This is a genomic window from Rhizobium sp. 01L410 (assembly GCF_056400165.1).
This window is the reverse complement of record NZ_JBFTST010000003.1, coordinates 303,904-319,147: the sequence shown is the minus strand read 5'-3', so window position 1 is coordinate 319,147 and position 15,244 is coordinate 303,904. Positions and strand designations below refer to the sequence as shown.

Here is a 15,244-nt window from a genome sequence, read left to right as displayed (position 1 = left end):
GGCAGCCATGGCCAGCGACTACGAAAAGATGGCGGCAGGTGAATGGTACTGCTGTCTCGACCCCGAACTCGATCGTCTCCGGATCGCGGCGCGGCATGCGGTACATCAGCACAATACGATGGCGCCCGATGCGCGCGGCATGATCGCTCCAGCGCTGAAGGCCTTGTTTCTGGACGTGGCGGATGAGGTTTTCATCGAGGCGCCGTTCCATTGTTCCTATGGCATCAATTTGAGCTTCGGCGAGCGCGTCTATCTGAATGCCGGCTGCACGATCCTCGATTCCGGGCGCGTGCATATCGGCAGCCGCTCGATGTTGGGTCCGGGCGTTCAGATCTATTGCGCCGAGCATCACAAGGACCCTGACTTGCGTCGCCAGGGCATCGAGATCGCTCGTACGGTCGTGATCGGCGAAGACGTCTGGATCGGCGGCGGCGCGATCATTCTCGGCGGGGTGACGATCGGCGATCGCGCGATCGTTGGCGCGGGCTCCGTGGTGACAAGAGATGTTGCGGCGGGCGCAACCGTGGTCGGCAATCCCGCCCGGCCGGTCAAGCGAGACTAGTGCTGGAAGCGCCGTACATGCGTCCTAGATCAGCAAGAGACAACAGGAGGAGAGAATGAGCGAGAACGCGTTGCCTTGGGAGGGTGGTTGCCGTTGCGGTCAAGTTCGGCTGAAGATCAGCGCCAAGCCGCTGTTGACCATGGCGTGCCACTGCACGGGCTGCCAGAAGATGTCCTCGAGCGCCTATTCATTGAGTGCTGCCATTCCGGCAGCGGGCTTCGAGGTCACCAGTGGCGAGCCGGTGATCGGTGGCCTTCACGGCCCCGAAGCGCATCACTATTTCTGCCCTTATTGCATGACCTGGATGTTCACCAGGCCAGAGGGCATGGACTGGTTCGTCAATGTCCGCGCCACGATGTTCGACGATACCAGCTGGTTCGCACCCTTCATCGAGACCTGGACAAGTGAGAAGCTGGCCTTTGCCGAGACGGGAGCGAAACACAGCTATCCGGCGCTGCCGGAAATGGATGCGTATGAGGGCCTGGTGAAGGAATATATGGCGCAGCCGGCTTAGAAGCCTTGGAAGAGGAAGTCGGTCGCGGCGATAATCCGGTGACTTTCGGACGTCAGATTTGCGATGGATTCGTCGAGCTCCGCGACCGAAATCGCTCCGGCGAATTGCGTGGCCATGACATAGGGACTGCCGCGCAGCGTAAATTGCGGATTGAGCTGCCGCATGACACGTGAAAGTTCGTCTGGCGGCAGCATCGGCACCACCATTCGGGTCGTCAGTTCATCAAGTAGGTCGGACTGTAGGTCAAGAACAAGCGCATCGCTGTGGCGAAGGCTATAGACATGAAACCGTGCCACTAGAACTGCCGATATTTCTGCAGCGGCAGGCCGTGTTTTTCGACGTAGGCGTTGGAAGCTGCAATCGCCTCGGCGTTTTCAATACGCCAAAGCCGCTCGCGCTCGACCTTTATGGCTTGCGCTATTCCATCTTCGGCAGCCCGTGACAAATTGATCTTGAGATCCTTCGCTTGTGTCACAAGCTCTTCGTCAAGCGATAAATTCGCTGGCTTACGGACATGTTGAGGCAAGGCGCTCTCCATAGCTGATGCGCAAAGAATATGCGCATCAGTTGGATTTGAGAAGCGCTATTCGTCCTTCATCTTCAGCGCCGCAATGAACGCTTCCTGCGGGATGTCGACCTTGCCGAACTGGCGCATGCGCTTCTTGCCTTCCTTCTGCTTGTCCAGAAGTTTGCGCTTGCGGGTGGCGTCGCCGCCGTAGCACTTGGCGGTCACGTCCTTGCGCATGGCAGAGATCGTTTCGCGGGCGATGACGTTGCCGCCGATCGCTGCCTGGATCGGGATCTTGAACATGTGGCGCGGGATCAGGTCCTTCAGCTTTTCGCACATGTCGCGACCGCGCTTTTCGGCGGCCGAACGGTGCACCAGCATGGAAAGCGCATCAACAGGCTCGCCATTGACCATGATCGACATCTTCACGAGGTTGCCTTCGCGATACCCATGCAGATGGTAGTCGAACGAGGCATATCCCTTGGAGATCGACTTCAGGCGGTCGTAGAAATCGAACACCACTTCGTTGAGCGGCAGCTCGTAGGAGAGCATGGCGCGCTTGCCGACATAGGTGAGTTCGGTCTGGATGCCGCGGCGGTCCTGGCAGAGCTTCAGGATGCCGCCGAGATAGTCGTCCGGTGTCAGGATCGTCGCCTTGATCCAGGGTTCCTCGATCTCGGAAATCTTCACGACGTCAGGCATGTCCGCCGGATTGTGCAACTCGCGCGTCGAGCCGTCGGTCATGGACAGGTGATAGACGACCGAAGGCGCCGTGGCGATCAGGTCGAGATCGAATTCGCGCTCCAGGCGCTCCTGGATGATTTCGAGATGCAGCAGGCCGAGAAAGCCGCAGCGGAAACCGAAGCCGAGTGCAGCAGACGATTCCATCTCGAACGAGAAGGACGCGTCGTTGAGGCGCAATTTGCCCATGGCAGCGCGCAGGTCCTCGAAATCGGCCGCATCGACCGGGAAAAGGCCGCAGAAGACCACCGGCTGGGCAGGCTTGAAGCCCGGCAGCGCCTGCGCCGTCGGCTTCTTGTCTTCGGTGATCGTATCGCCGACGCGCGTATCGGCCACTTCCTTGATCGAGCCGGTGAAAAAACCGATCTCGCCCGGGCCGAGGCTATCGACGGCCAGCATTTTCGGGGTCAGAACGCCGACGCGCTCGACCTGATACTTGGCATCGGTGCCCATCATGCGGATGGTCTGGCCCTTGGTCAGCACGCCGTCGAGAATGCGCACCAGAACCATGACGCCGAGATAGGTGTCGTACCAGCTATCGACCAGCAGCGCTTTCAACGGCGCCTTGTCGCCGCCTTCGCTCTTCGGCGCCGGCAGCTGGTGAACGATGGCTTCCAGAACATCCGGAATGCCGAGGCCGGTCTTCGCGGAAATCAGGACGGCCTGCGATGCGTCGATGCCGATCACTTCCTCGATCTGCTCGCGAATGCGGTCCGGCTCGGCGGCCGGCAGGTCGATCTTGTTGAGGACGGTGACGATCTCGTGGTTGTTGTCGATTGCCTGATAGACGTTGGCGAGCGTCTGCGCCTCGACGCCCTGGGAGGCATCGACGACGAGCAGCGAACCTTCGCAGGCCGACAGCGACCGCGACACTTCATAGGCAAAGTCGACGTGGCCAGGCGTGTCGATGAGGTTCAGGATATAGGTTTCGCCGTTGTTCGCCTTGTAATGCAGGCGAACCGTCTGGGCCTTGATGGTGATGCCGCGCTCGCGCTCGATATCCATCGAATCCAGCACCTGTTCCGACATGTCGCGCTCGGCAAGGCCGCCGGTCGTCTGGATCAGACGGTCGGCCAGCGTCGACTTGCCGTGGTCGATATGGGCCACGATCGAGAAGTTGCGGATATGGTCAAGCGGAGTGCGGGTAGAATTGGTGCTCATGCGCGCCATATAGCAGCGCCTTCCCCTGACGCATAGGGGAAAAGCAGGAGTTTGTTTAGGATAAATGGCGGTGTCCGGCGCCACTTGATTCCATCATAGGATCATGTATTTCTCGTATAGTAGAAATACGGAGCAGAGTGTTGGAGCAGGGACTGGAAGCGGCGATCGGCGCCAGGATCCGCAGTCTGCGGCTGGAAAAAGGCCTGACGCTGGAGGATCTCGCAACCAGCTCCGGCGTCAGCCGGGCGATGATCTCGCGCATCGAACGCGCCGAGGCAAGCCCGACGGCATCGCTTCTGGCGCGCGTCTGCGCAGCACTTGGCCTTTCACTCTCGACCTTCTTTGCGGAGGATGAAAGCGCGGCGTCACCGCTTGCCCGGCGTCACGAGCAACAGGTGTGGCGGGATCCGGAGACCGGCTATATCAGGCGCGCCGTCTCCCCGCCCGGCACCACGTCGGATGTCGATATCGTCGACGTCGAGTTTCCGTCCGGCGCTCGCGTCAGCTTTCCGCCGCATGCGGCGAGCCACGGCATGACCCAGCATATCTGGGTTTTCGAAGGCGAGATGGAGATGACGGCCGGGGACAAGGTTCACCGTCTCTTTCCCGGCGATTGCCTCTTCATGCCTGTCGGCGAGGGGCACGTCTTCCACAATCCGTCGAGCAAGCCCGCCCGTTACTGCGTCGTGCTGAGCCGCAGTTCGCGATGATATCCAGGAGATCTCTGATGACTTCGATACGCCTTTTGACCGCCGATGAAACCCGCTCGGCCATTCCGGAGCTCTGCGATGTGCTGGCGGATTGCGTCGCGGGCGGCGCCTCCGTCGGCTTCATGCAGCCCTATACGGCCGAGGATGCCGAGCCCTACTGGCAGGGCGTCGCCGAGAGCGTCGAAGTCGGGGTCAATCTGCTAGCCGTGGCTGTCATCGATGGCCGGATCCTCGGTACCGTTCAGGTCGGCTTTGCCACGATGCCGAACCAGCCGCATCGCGGCGACCTGAAGAAACTGCTCGTTCACCGCTCGGCGCGTGGTCATGGGCTCGCACGTCTCCTGATGGAGGCGATCGAGAAGGAGGCTGCCCGTCACGGCAAGCATCTTCTGGTTCTGGATACGGCGACCGGCAGCGACGCGGAAGCGATCTATCCACGCTTCGGCTGGGAACGCGCCGGCGTGATTCCTGAATACGCGATGTGGCCGGATGGCGGCTATTGCTCGACGACGCTGTTCTACAAGCGGCTGGCTGTTTGAGCCGCTCCGGACCCATTGACAAATCGGCGCCTCACCGCGCCTTATCCGCGACATAACGAGGGGCATGCGCCATGCGCGTCATCTATTCCGAAGACCACAAGCTGCGTGACGCGAAGACCGAGCTGCACAACGGACAGCTCGTCACGCCCTTTGAAGGCCCCTTCCGCGCCGAATGGATTCTGGATGCCGTCAAGGATGCCGGGTTCAGAGATGTTGCCGCGCCGGTCCGCCATGGTCTGGAAACGGCCCGCAAGGTGCATGATGCCGGTTATCTCGATTTCCTGTCAAAGGCCTGGGACATGTGGGCGGCGACTGGCGCTGAAGGCGAGGCGATCCCGGCGTCCTTTCCCGTGCGCCGCTCGACCTTGCGGGTGCCGACCGACATCGGCGCGCTTCTCGGCTATTATGCCAATGCGGCGGAGACCGCGATTACCAATGGCACCTATGAGGCGGCGATCGCCTCGATGCAATGCGCGATGTCGGGTGCCGACTGGCTGAATTCAGGCAATCGCTTCGCCTTTTCGCTCTGCCGCCCGCCCGGTCACCATGCAGGCATCGATCTCTTCGGCGGCTATTGCTTTATCAACAATGCTGCCGTCGCCGCGCAGCGCCTTCTCGATCTCGGCGCCAGGAAGGTTGCGATCCTCGATGTCGATTTTCATCATGGCAACGGCACGCAGGATATCACCTATCGCCGCGGCGACATCTTCTTCGCCTCGCTGCATGGCGAGCCCGCCAACGCCTTTCCGTATTTCTGGGGCTATGCGGACGAGACGGGTGAAGGCGAAGGCGAGGGCAGTAATGCCAACTATCCGCTGCCGCGCGGAACTGCCTGGAGCCAATGGGCGGCCGCCCTTTCGGATTCGCTTGCCCGCATCAAGGCGTTCGGCGCCGAAGCAATTGTCGTCTCGCTCGGCGTCGATACGTTCGAGCGTGATCCGATCTCCTTCTTAAAGCTCACTTCGGACGATTTCATCCGCATGGGAGCGATGATCGCGTCGACGGGACTGCCGGTGTTGACCTGCATGGAAGGTGGTTACGGCGTGCCGGAAATCGGCTTGAACGTCGCCAATGTCCTCAAGGGTCTGGAGGCTTAAGCGGCTTGGAAGAGGAAACGCCGTCATCCGACGTGCCGACGCCGCGCATGTTCTCATGGGCGCGCAATTCGGCGATCTACCGCCTGGAGCGGCGGATGCATACGGAGAAGCAGCTGTTCGATGCCATCGCCCGCAAGGCGCGGCAGAAGTTCGAGGATATCAGCGAGGCGCAGGTCAAGGCGCTTGCCGATTCCGCCGTGAAGTTTGCTTATGACAACAAGGCGCTCGACGACACCGCCTATGCCGAAATCGGCACGCGCTCGGGCATGCGCAACGGCAAGTCGAAGCGCGCGATCGCCCAGAAGCTATCACAAAAGGGCGTAGCCAAGCCGACGGTTGCGGCCGCCGTCGCCGAAGCGGACGACCTTTACGCAGCCGTCGTTCTGGCCCGCAAGCGCGCCTTCGGCCCGTTCCGCAAGAGCGAGCTCGATGAGAAGCGCAAGGCCAAGGAACTGTCGGCTTTTGCCCGGGCCGGCTTCAGCTTCGATATCGGCAAGAAGGTTTTTGAGATGTCACTTGATGATGCCGAAGAAGCGCTGGATACCGGGCGCAATCGCTAGCCATCAATAGAGCTTCTCCTCGCATCAGAAGTTTGAATTTGCCCCCGTCGCTTCGCAGCCTTATTCAGAGCGGCAAATCGGGAGGAAGCAATGGGCGTACAGCCTGAAAATACGGCGTTGAATGCGGACGGCTCGGCAGCGGCCGTGCCGTCGAGCGGCGTCGCGGCAGGCGCACTGATGTGCCTTCTTTCGATGTCGTCGATCCAGTTCGGTGCGGCGCTTTCCTCGCATGCGATCGCGACCTATGGACCCGCAGGGGCTTCCTGGCTCCGCCTGGTCTTCGCGGCGCTGATCCTCGCAGTCATCGTTCGTCCGCCGGTTCTGCGCTATAGCCGAGATCAATGGGTCAGTGCTCTCGTGCTTGGCACGATCACGGCATTGATGACGATCTGCTTCTTCGCGGCGATCCAGCATATCCCGCTCGGCCTTGCCGTCGCCATCGACTTTCTGGGGCCGCTGTCGGTTGCGACATTCGGCTATGGATTGACGCGCCGTCTGATCTGGCCCGTCGTCGCAGCCGCCGGCGTGCTGTTCCTCGCCTACGATGGCGAAGGCTGGGTCGGCAATCTGCCGGGTGTGCTCTTTGCAGCTGGCGCCGGAACCGGCTGGGCCATCTATATCCTGCTGACGAAGAAGGTCGGCGCAACCTTCAAGGGCTTCGAAGGCCTGTCGATGTCGCTGCTCGTTGCTGCCGTCGTCGCCACGCCTTTCGGATTCATGGGCGCTGTACCCCATCTTGATGGCTCCGGCTTGATCGAGATGGCGGGACTGGCCCTTCTCGTGCCGCTTCTGCCCTATGCCTTGGAAATGACGGCGCTCCGGCGCATGCCCACGGCGTCTTTCGGCATTCTGATGAGTCTGGAACCGGCGATCGGCGCCGCCGCCGGTTTCGTCATTCTGACTCAGCCTATGACGCTGCTGCAGATGGCCGGAACGGCACTCGTGGTGCTGGCAAGTGCCGGCGCGACCTTCTTCGCCGGCAAGGCGTGACGGTCAGGCGCGTTCGCGTGCCGGATCGTCGAGAGCCGGATTGTAGAACAGCGAGAGGGTCAGGCTTCGGGCAATACGCTCTGCGGTTGCCATGAACCAGGCCTTGGCCTCCGGGGTCGGAGCGATATCGTCAAGCGTCGCTGCAAACAGCGCCAGCCATTTTGGAAACAGCTCCGGCGTCATGTTGGCGACGCCGGTATGGGCCTGAACGGGCTTTCCGCCATAGGCCCCGCTGCGAAAGGCAACGGAAGACCAGAAGCTTTTCATCTTTTCCATATGCTCCGGCCACCGCCCCGAAAGCCGCGCATCGAAGACCGGCCCGAGTTCGGGATGTAAAAGCACCCGGCTGTAGAATGTCTCGACCAGCATCCCAATAAAGGCATCGTCGATGCCGATCGATTTCATCTCGGCTTCCGCGCGCTCGCGGATCGCCGCAACATGGGCAGCGCGGCCCTGCAATTCGTTGTTCATTTTTAAAACCACCCCGGCTTTGCCGTATGCGACGGCGCCCTTCATATAGGCGTTGCGGGCGCGCCGCCAAAGCCGGAACTGAAGATTGCGGCAATCTGTCAAATCGGGCGCGTTCGATCTTGACCGCTGCCACGGCGCTCTTTAGATTTAGAATAATTCTAAATTACTGGAGCATGCCGATGCTGGCGCGTCTTTTCAGATCGCAGAAGCGATCCTTCAAATCATTGTCCGAACAGGAAATCTTGGCACTTGCAATCGCCTCGGAAGAGGATGATGCGCGCATCTATCTCGCCTATGCAGATCAGCTGAAGCGCGACTATCCTGCGAGCGCGCAGGTGTTTGAAGACATGGCGGAGGTGGAAAGTACCCATCGGCGGTCGCTGATCGAAATCCATCGCCAGCGCTTCGGCGAGCGCATCCCGCTGATCCGCCGCGAGCATGTGCAGGGCTTCTACGATCGCAAGCCTGACTGGCTGCGCAAGAACCTGTCTCTCGACGCCATGCGGCGCGAGACGGAGGCCATGGAGGAGCAGGCCTACCGCTTCTATGTCGAGGCGGCCAAGCAGACGACTGACGCCTCGACCCGTCAGCTTCTCGGCGATCTGGCGCTGGCCGAACAGGGGCACGAAGATATCGCCCGCATGCTCGGAGAAAAGCACACGCCGGAGACCGTCAAGGAAGAAGAGAACGAAGGCGTCCGCCGCCAGTTCGTGTTGACCTATGTCCAGCCCGGTCTTGCCGGCCTGATGGATGGTTCGGTCTCGACGCTGGCGCCTATCTTCGCCGCCGCTTTCGCCACGCAGGATACCTGGCAAACCTTCCTCGTCGGTCTTTCCGCCTCTGTAGGCGCCGGTATCTCCATGGGCTTTACCGAGGCGGCGCATGACGACGGCAAGATTTCCGGCCGTGGATCGCCGATCAAGCGAGGCCTCGCCTGCGGTATCATGACGGCGCTCGGCGGCTTCGGGCACGCGCTGCCCTATCTGATCCCGCATTTCTGGACGGCGACGATCACCGCGGCCGTCGTCGTCTTCTTCGAACTCTGGGCGATCGCCTTCATTCAGAACAAGTATATGGAAACGCCGTTCCTGCGCGCCGCCTTCCAGGTGGTTCTCGGCGGCGGACTTGTGCTCGGCGCCGGCATCCTGATCGGCAACGGTTGACTTCCGCGAGAAAGAAAAAAGGCCTCCCGAAGCAAGCTTCGGAAGGCCACCCAAGAACCGGTTGAAGTGATTATTGCAGGGCGCCAACCAGAACGTCGCGGCCGTTCTCGATGGTGACCCAGCGCCCGGCATTGTAGCTCGACTGGCGCTTGATGAAGGAATAGTTCGTGTCGAACCATGGCTTCACGTTGGTCGACAGATTGTCGAGAATGAAATCGCCATCCGTGGTGCGCAGCGTCAGAACCGCATGCCCCTCACCGTCAGGCTTGCGTACGACCGTCATCAAAAGGTTTGCCGGCGAAAAGCCGCGCTGAATGAGGATGCGGCGCTTCAGAAGCGCATAGTCTTCACAGTCGCCTGCCGTCGTCGGATAGGCCCAGACCTCGTCCTTGCCGTAGATTTCCTTGTCGGTCATCGGCTTGATCGTGGTGTTGACCGTCGTGTTGACCGAACGCACCAGCGTCCACTGGTCGGGGGTCATCTGCATGTTCGCAGTGTTGCGGTTCGGGCCGCATTCGTCGCGGTGGATCTGACAGAAATCGTAATGGCCGATCGGCTGCGATGTCGCTCCGCCGGTAACCATGGAGAGGTTGGATGTCGAAGCCGGCAAGGCAGCCGAAGACATCGCTAGCATGGCCATCATGGCCACGAGGTAACCCTTGATCCGCACGCCCGTATTCCCTGCATCGCCCTTGTATTTATTAACAAAGAGTTAACGGGGAGGGGCGTTCGGAGTCAATCGTTACTTCTTGGTAGGGAGTTACAACTCTCGGACATGGTTAAAATGCCACAGAAGGTGGGCTTGCGCGGTATCCTCTCAACCGGAGATACTATTCATGCATCCGAATTCGCTTATTGACGGATAAGCGCGCTGACCGCAGAAAGCATGCGCTCGATATCCTGCGGCCGCGAAAGCCGGTGGTCGCCGTCGCGTACGAAGGTCAGCACCACGTCGTCGGACGGCAGATGCTCGATCAGCTTCATGGCATGTGCATAGGGCACATCCGGGTCTTTCATGCCCTGCAGGATATGAACCGGGCATCCTGTCTGGATGATCCCGGTCAACACCCTGTTGGCGCGGCCGTCCTCGATCAGGGCCCGGGTATAGATATTGGGCTCGGGGCTGTATTCCGACTTTTCTTCGAAATAGCCGCGCTCTTCCAGAGAGGCGCGTTCCTTCTTGGTCAGATGCGGCTCGATCAGATCCGAGGTGAAATCCGGCGCGGGCGCGATCAGCACCATGCCCTCAAGCTTCGGTCCATCGGCGATCTTGCCCAGTTCCTGGGCCAGACGAAGCGCGATCCACCCTCCCATCGATGATCCGACGGCAATGACGCGCTTCGGATTGACATGCATGAGAACCGCGAGCGTCTCCTCAAGCCAGCGCGAGATCGTCCCGTCGGTAAATTTGCCGCCGGAAAGCCCGTGGCCCGAATAATCGAGACGGAGGCAGGCAAGACCCGTTTCCGCCGCCAGCCTGTCGAGCTCGATTGCCTTGGTGCCGCTCATGTCCGAGCGATATCCCGAAAGCCAGAGCAGAAGAGGGGCGTCCGGTCCAGCATTCGCCTGACGCAGAATGAAGGCGATCTGGCGGGCGTCGTCACCCTCTCCGGCGGTGATAAACTTCGGCTGAGGGGCGATGGATGTCTCGGACACGGCTGAACTCCTGTTGTTCCCGCCTATAAAACAGATTCTTGACAGGCTGACAGCGGGTGATTTTTCCGCTAAAGCGTGCTACTGACTCCGTTGCAGCGATAACGAGACCCCGTTTGTGCCCCCGTGGGAGTACGAGCTGCAGCATTCAACAACTCGAGGAGAGTACGACCATTCGCAGACCTTTTAAAACCGACGCGCCCGTTAAGGAAGGGCCGCGTTCGAACCGGGAAATTCGCATACCCCGTGTTCAGCTGATTGACGCAGAGGGACAGAACCTGGGCATCGTTGCCACCGATCAGGCGTTGAAAATGGCTGAGGAAGCCGGTCTCGACCTGGTGGAAATTTCCCCCAATGCCGAGCCGCCTGTGTGCAAGATTCTCGATCTGGGCAAGCTGAAATATGCGAACCAGAAGAAGGCTGCCGAAGCGCGCAAGAAGCAGAAGATCGTCGAAGTCAAAGAAATCAAGATGCGCCCGAACATCGACACGCATGATTATGACGTGAAGATGAAGGCGATGGGCCGCTTCTTCGAAGAAGGCGACAAGGTAAAGGTAACGCTGAAGTTCCGTGGCCGTGAAATGGCTCACCAGGAACTGGGCATGAAGCTGCTTCAGCAGGTCAAGGCCGACACGACCGAATATGCAAAGGTCGAAGCCGAGCCGAAGCTTGAAGGCCGACAGATGATGATGGTGCTCGCGCCCAAGTGAGCGCGGTCCATCAAGATGCATCGAAGCCGTCCGCAAGGGCGGCTTTTGTGTTTTCTGGGGCTACTTTCTGACAGTCTGCTGACAGAGCCGCTCAGCGGCCTGTCAGCCAGGAGATGTCATGCTCCTTCCATCGAAACACGGATGGAAAGGAAACGACCATGGCCCCCCGTCTTCAAAGGATCACGCTGGCCTCGGCCGCCGCGCTTGCGCTGGCCGCTGCTCTACCCGCCCTTCAGCCTTCGGGATATTCCCTCTTTTCCGCGGCTGCCTATGCCCGTGGCGGTCATGACGGCGGCAGCGGCAGTTCGGGCCGCGGCGGCAGCGACGATGCCTCTGGCGACGACCATGGCGGCGGCCACGACAGTGGCAGCAACAGTGGCCGCGGCCGGAGTGGCGGCAACTCCAGCGATGACGACAATGGCGGCGATCGCCATGGCGGCCGGACGGTTGCTGCGGGGGCGGATGATAGTGGACGCCGTGGCCGCGAGAATGACCGCAGCGATCGTCCCCGCGTTCCGCTCTCGGTTTCCGCGGCAAGTCTTCAAGGTCTGCTCAACGGTTCGCTTACCGCCGTCGATCAGCTGGGCCGCAGGCTGGAAGTCGAGGTCGAATTGGAACACGGCGTCCAGACCGTCGAAGTGAAGCCGCACCGCTCCGATGCCGTCCGTAACCCCGGCCCAATCACCAATGTTTCCATCAGGCCTGCGGTAGCGCCGTAATCGCCTGGTTCTTCCGCCCGCCCCGGAAGATCGATGCTCCGCCGTTTGCCGGCGGAGCATCTGCCGTTTAAAGCCCGCTTTCCTGTGCCTCTTGTGCGGGTGCATGTAAGCGTTCAGTTTATCAGCCGTATATGAGGTCCGGATCAGGCATGTCTTTCACCCGCAGATCGACCGCTCTCCTGCTGTCAGCCGCCATCGTTGCGGCCGCACTGTCTGCGTCTCCGGCAGCGGCAAAAGATGGCGGCGGCAGCAGTGGCAGTTCCGGCAGCAGCGGCTCCAGTGGCTCCGGCTCATCCGGTTCAGGCTCGAACTCGGGATCGGGAGGCTCCGGCCACGATGGCGGAGACGATCATGGCGGCCACGGCGGCGATGACGACGGCGGAGGCGATGATCACGGTGGCCGCGGAACGAGCAGCGGCAGCGGCTCCGGTCGCGCCGATTACGACCGCGCACGCGATGCCGTGCGCGAAGGCCGCATCCTGCCGCTGAAATCGCTGCTGCAGAAGATCGATTCCCGCCGTTACGGCCGGGTGATCGACGTCAATCTCAGCCGCTCGCTGTTCAGTGATGTCTATCAGCTCAAGCTTCGGGATGGAAAAGGCACCATACGCACGCTGCGTGTCGATGCCCGCAGTGGCGAAGTGATCGGGGACAAGTGACCGATGAAGATCCTGCTGGCCGAAGACGACGCCAATATATCGGTGCACCTTGCCGAGACGTTGGGACGCGAAGGCTATCTCGTCGAAACCTTGAACTCCGGCCCCGAAATTTGGGAGCAGGGCGAAACCGGTGATTACGCTGCCATCGTCCTCGATCTCGGTCTTCCCGGCATGGATGGCCTTTCGATCCTCAAGCGCTGGCGGGCCAATGGTCTCGAAACGCCGGTTCTCGTATTGACGGCCCGCGGCTCTTGGATGGAACGCGTCGATGGTTTCGACGCCGGGGCCGACGATTACCTGCCGAAGCCCTTCCGCAGCGAGGAGTTGCTGGCACGCCTTCGCGCTCTGCTTCGCCGATCAGGCAGGATGCAGCAGCGGGTGAAATCGGCCGACCGCTTCACGCTGGATGAACAGGCCCGCCGTGTGACCTTCGATGGCCGCGAACTTGATCTGAGCCCTCTCGAATACCGGATGATCTCCGTGTTCATCGATCGTCGGGGCGCCGTGCTGACGCCAGCGGAACTTGCGAGCCAGGTCCAGGGCCGCGATGACGACGCCGCCAAAAATGCCGTCGAGGCCATGGTGGCGCGATTGCGCAAGAAGACCGATAGCGGCGCGATAGAAACGCGCCGCGGCTTCGGATACGTGCTGCCGGGCAAGACACGATGACGAAGTCATTGCGTTTCCGTCTGGCCGCTGGCGCCCTTGTTGCGATTGCGGTGGCTCTTGCACTGGTCTGGTTCGTCCTCGGTCATCTGTTCGAAGACTATCTGGCCGACCAGTATGCGAACGAGATGACCGCGGTATCGGATGCTCTGGGTGCCCGTCTGGCGATCGAAAACGGTGCGCTTTCGCTGATCAGCGAACCGTCCGATCCGCGGTTCCAGACACCGGCCGGCGGACGCTACTGGCAGATAACGCCCGACGACCCCACTCAGCCGCCGCTCCGTTCGCGGTCGTTCTGGGACGAGGAACTGACCAGGGATAGCCTCTCCAGGGATCTCTATTGCGGGTTTCACGAGGCCGAAGGGCCGGATGGGGCGACGATCCTGGTCACCGTGAAGGCGATGTCTGTCGGTGAGGGTGATGCGCGCAAACATTTTACGATCTATACGGCCTTCTCCAAAGACGAGATGGAAAGCGCGCTGTCGAATTATCATCGGCCGCTGCAGCTGATGCTGGCCGCAACCGGCCTGCTTCTGCTTGCCGCCGCTTTTCTGCAGGGGCTGATCGGCCTGAAGCCGCTGGTGCGCCTGCGCAACGAGGTGGCGAATATCCGCGCCGGACGCAGCGCGCATATCGGTGCCGAAGGACCGAGCGAGGTCCGCCCGCTGGTCAACGAGATCAATCTTCTGCTGGCGGAGCGCGAAACCGCCGTGGAACGGGCACGATCGCGGGCGAGCGATCTGGCGCACGGATTGAAGACGCCGCTAACGGTTCTGTCCCATCTCGTCGAAACCCTGCCGGATGACAAGCGCGATACCGCCCTGCAGCAGATCGAACTCGTGCGCCAGCGGGCCGACCGGCAATTGCAGGCCGCGAGGATGGGTGTCGAACGCATGGCGACGACGTCGCTTCTCGGCATATCGGGCAAGCTGGTCAGTGTTCTCTCACCGGTCACCGACGGCAAGGGCGTTGGCTGGAAAGTCGATATCGATCCGGCGCTGACCATCGAAGCCGATCCCGCCGATGTCGCTGAGGCCATGGGCAACATTCTCGACAATGCGGTGCGCTTTGCCCGCTCCCGCATCGATGTCTCGGCGTCCAGGGAAGGCGAGGCCGTTATCCTCCGGGTCGGCGACGACGGCCCTGGCGTGCCTCCCGAAAACTATGCGATGATGTTGAAGCGCGGCGTCAGCGCTGACGATGCGCATGCAGGTTCCGGTCTCGGGCTTGCCATTTCCGGCGACATCGCCGAGGCTTACGGCGGCAGGATTGTCCTTTCGCGCTCGGATCTCGGCGGCCTGGAAGTCACCTTGGCGTTGCCCGCGCCGAAGAATCTGATGCCCGCGGCCTGAGTGCCAAGATTCCGCCGGCCGCCCCGTTGCACTTTCATGACACTGCGGTTATAAGCGCGCGTCCGAACTGACCGGCAGGGCATGCCGTGGCAGTTTCGAATGCTTGCGGGCAGGTTTCGTCACCGGGCCCGCAGATCAACAACAAACGCTCCCGCACCTGGTTGCGACGGTCGGTTTTCCGGACATCGCTCGAGGGTTTCTTTGAAACATGCAGGGAGGACAGAAACGGAGTAGCAAAATGCCCAAGATGAAGACGAAGTCCTCTGCCAAGAAGCGGTTCAAGATCACCGCAACCGGCAAGGTCAAGGCTGCAGCTGCTGGCAAGCGCCATGGCATGATCAAGCGTAGCAACAAGTTCATTCGCGATGCACGTGGCACGATGGTTCTGGCTGAACCCGATGGCCGCAAGGTTGTGAAGAACTATCTGCCGAACGGTCTCTAAGACTCTTCCGCGAACGTTGTAGATTAA

The 15,244-nt window shown here is 61.0% G+C and carries 20 protein-coding genes; 14 read left to right on the top strand and 6 right to left on the bottom strand.

All coding sequences use genetic code 11. The annotated features are described in order from the left end of the window. Positions 1–7 precede the first annotated feature (7 nt). Both AC1DV9_RS08825 and AC1DV9_RS08820 read left to right on the top strand, forming a co-directional pair. On the top strand, positions 8–562 hold the full coding sequence (locus AC1DV9_RS08825) for a sugar O-acetyltransferase (RefSeq protein WP_477947299.1): 555 nt from the start codon (positions 8–10) through the stop codon (positions 560–562). 55 nt (positions 563–617) lie between these two features. Next, entirely contained in the window at positions 618–1,076 is a 459-nt protein-coding gene (locus AC1DV9_RS08820) for a GFA family protein (RefSeq protein WP_477947297.1), read from the top strand. On the opposite strand, the gene AC1DV9_RS08815 is transcribed toward AC1DV9_RS08820, so the two are convergent. Genes AC1DV9_RS08815 through lepA form a run of 3 tightly spaced genes read right to left on the bottom strand, consistent with a single transcriptional unit; the run spans position 1,073 to position 3,495 of the window. Next, positions 1,073–1,372 carry a CcdB family protein gene (locus AC1DV9_RS08815; RefSeq protein WP_477947295.1) on the bottom strand — a complete coding sequence of 100 codons (300 nt, stop codon included), beginning with the start codon at positions 1,370–1,372 and terminating at the stop codon, positions 1,073–1,075. The two genes, AC1DV9_RS08820 and AC1DV9_RS08815, sit on opposite strands and share 4 nt — an antisense overlap. Next, positions 1,372–1,602 (bottom strand): type II toxin-antitoxin system CcdA family antitoxin, encoded by a 231-nt coding sequence (locus AC1DV9_RS08810; protein ID WP_477947294.1) that lies wholly within the window; start codon positions 1,600–1,602, stop codon positions 1,372–1,374. Before AC1DV9_RS08810 ends, AC1DV9_RS08815 begins: the two co-directional genes overlap by 1 nt. Before the next feature lie 57 nt (positions 1,603–1,659). Next, complete coding sequence (gene lepA / locus AC1DV9_RS08805; protein WP_112385130.1) at positions 1,660–3,495, bottom strand: translation elongation factor 4; 1,836 nt, start codon at positions 3,493–3,495, stop codon at positions 1,660–1,662. Between the two features lie 131 nt (positions 3,496–3,626). Between lepA and AC1DV9_RS08800 the strand changes: the two genes are divergently transcribed. From AC1DV9_RS08800 to AC1DV9_RS08780, 5 genes are all read left to right on the top strand, one after another. Further along, positions 3,627–4,196, top strand: coding sequence for a helix-turn-helix domain-containing protein (locus AC1DV9_RS08800; RefSeq protein ID WP_477947292.1), 570 nt, complete (start codon positions 3,627–3,629; stop codon positions 4,194–4,196). 17 nt (positions 4,197–4,213) lie between these two features. Beyond that, positions 4,214–4,735 carry an N-acetyltransferase family protein gene (locus AC1DV9_RS08795; RefSeq protein ID WP_477947290.1) on the top strand — a complete coding sequence of 174 codons (522 nt, stop codon included), beginning with the start codon at positions 4,214–4,216 and terminating at the stop codon, positions 4,733–4,735. A gap of 71 nt (positions 4,736–4,806) precedes the next feature. Continuing rightward, positions 4,807–5,832 (top strand): histone deacetylase family protein, encoded by a 1,026-nt coding sequence (locus AC1DV9_RS08790; protein ID WP_477947289.1) that lies wholly within the window; start codon positions 4,807–4,809, stop codon positions 5,830–5,832. A gap of 47 nt (positions 5,833–5,879) precedes the next feature. After that, complete coding sequence (gene recX / locus AC1DV9_RS08785; protein ID WP_477947520.1) at positions 5,880–6,392, top strand: recombination regulator RecX; 513 nt, start codon at positions 5,880–5,882, stop codon at positions 6,390–6,392. Between the two features lie 90 nt (positions 6,393–6,482). Then, a complete protein-coding gene (locus AC1DV9_RS08780; protein WP_477947287.1) occupies positions 6,483–7,382 on the top strand; it encodes an EamA family transporter in 900 nt (299 codons plus the stop codon). A gap of 3 nt (positions 7,383–7,385) precedes the next feature. Here the strand turns inward: AC1DV9_RS08780 and AC1DV9_RS08775 are convergent, their stop codons facing one another. Further along, positions 7,386–7,853 (bottom strand): group III truncated hemoglobin, encoded by a 468-nt coding sequence (locus tag AC1DV9_RS08775; RefSeq protein WP_477947285.1) that lies wholly within the window; start codon positions 7,851–7,853, stop codon positions 7,386–7,388. Between the two features lie 179 nt (positions 7,854–8,032). On the opposite strand from AC1DV9_RS08775, the gene mbfA reads away from it, so the two are divergent. After that, positions 8,033–9,016, top strand: a complete 984-nt coding sequence (mbfA, locus tag AC1DV9_RS08770; RefSeq protein WP_477947283.1) for an iron exporter MbfA — start codon at positions 8,033–8,035, stop codon at positions 9,014–9,016. Positions 9,017–9,086: 70 nt separating this feature from the next. Here mbfA and AC1DV9_RS08765 read toward each other — a convergent pair whose 3' ends face one another. Both AC1DV9_RS08765 and AC1DV9_RS08760 read right to left on the bottom strand, forming a co-directional pair. Then, the gene (locus AC1DV9_RS08765; RefSeq protein WP_112385138.1) at positions 9,087–9,686 is read right to left on the bottom strand and encodes a transglutaminase-like cysteine peptidase; all 600 of its coding nucleotides are present in this window, start codon (positions 9,684–9,686) and stop codon (positions 9,087–9,089) included. 182 nt (positions 9,687–9,868) lie between these two features. Next, positions 9,869–10,672 carry an alpha/beta hydrolase gene (locus tag AC1DV9_RS08760; RefSeq protein WP_477947282.1) on the bottom strand — a complete coding sequence of 268 codons (804 nt, stop codon included), beginning with the start codon at positions 10,670–10,672 and terminating at the stop codon, positions 9,869–9,871. Positions 10,673–10,842: 170 nt separating this feature from the next. On the opposite strand from AC1DV9_RS08760, the gene infC reads away from it, so the two are divergent. From infC to rpmI, 6 genes are all read left to right on the top strand, one after another. Further along, a complete protein-coding gene (gene infC / locus AC1DV9_RS08755) occupies positions 10,843–11,379 on the top strand; it encodes a translation initiation factor IF-3 (protein ID WP_112385381.1) in 537 nt (178 codons plus the stop codon). Positions 11,380–11,537: 158 nt separating this feature from the next. Further along, entirely contained in the window at positions 11,538–12,098 is a 561-nt protein-coding gene (locus AC1DV9_RS08750; protein ID WP_477947280.1) for a hypothetical protein, read from the top strand. Positions 12,099–12,247: 149 nt separating this feature from the next. Beyond that, positions 12,248–12,757 carry a PepSY domain-containing protein gene (locus AC1DV9_RS08745; protein ID WP_477947278.1) on the top strand — a complete coding sequence of 170 codons (510 nt, stop codon included), beginning with the start codon at positions 12,248–12,250 and terminating at the stop codon, positions 12,755–12,757. Between the two features lie 3 nt (positions 12,758–12,760). Next, entirely contained in the window at positions 12,761–13,426 is a 666-nt protein-coding gene (locus tag AC1DV9_RS08740) for a response regulator transcription factor (RefSeq protein ID WP_477947276.1), read from the top strand. Next, complete coding sequence (locus AC1DV9_RS08735) at positions 13,423–14,775, top strand: ATP-binding protein (protein WP_477947274.1); 1,353 nt, start codon at positions 13,423–13,425, stop codon at positions 14,773–14,775. The genes AC1DV9_RS08740 and AC1DV9_RS08735 overlap by 4 nt, the downstream gene beginning before the upstream one ends. Positions 14,776–15,013: 238 nt before the next feature. Continuing rightward, positions 15,014–15,217 carry a 50S ribosomal protein L35 gene (gene rpmI, locus AC1DV9_RS08730; RefSeq protein ID WP_007813308.1) on the top strand — a complete coding sequence of 68 codons (204 nt, stop codon included), beginning with the start codon at positions 15,014–15,016 and terminating at the stop codon, positions 15,215–15,217. Positions 15,218–15,244: the final 27 nt, after the last annotated feature.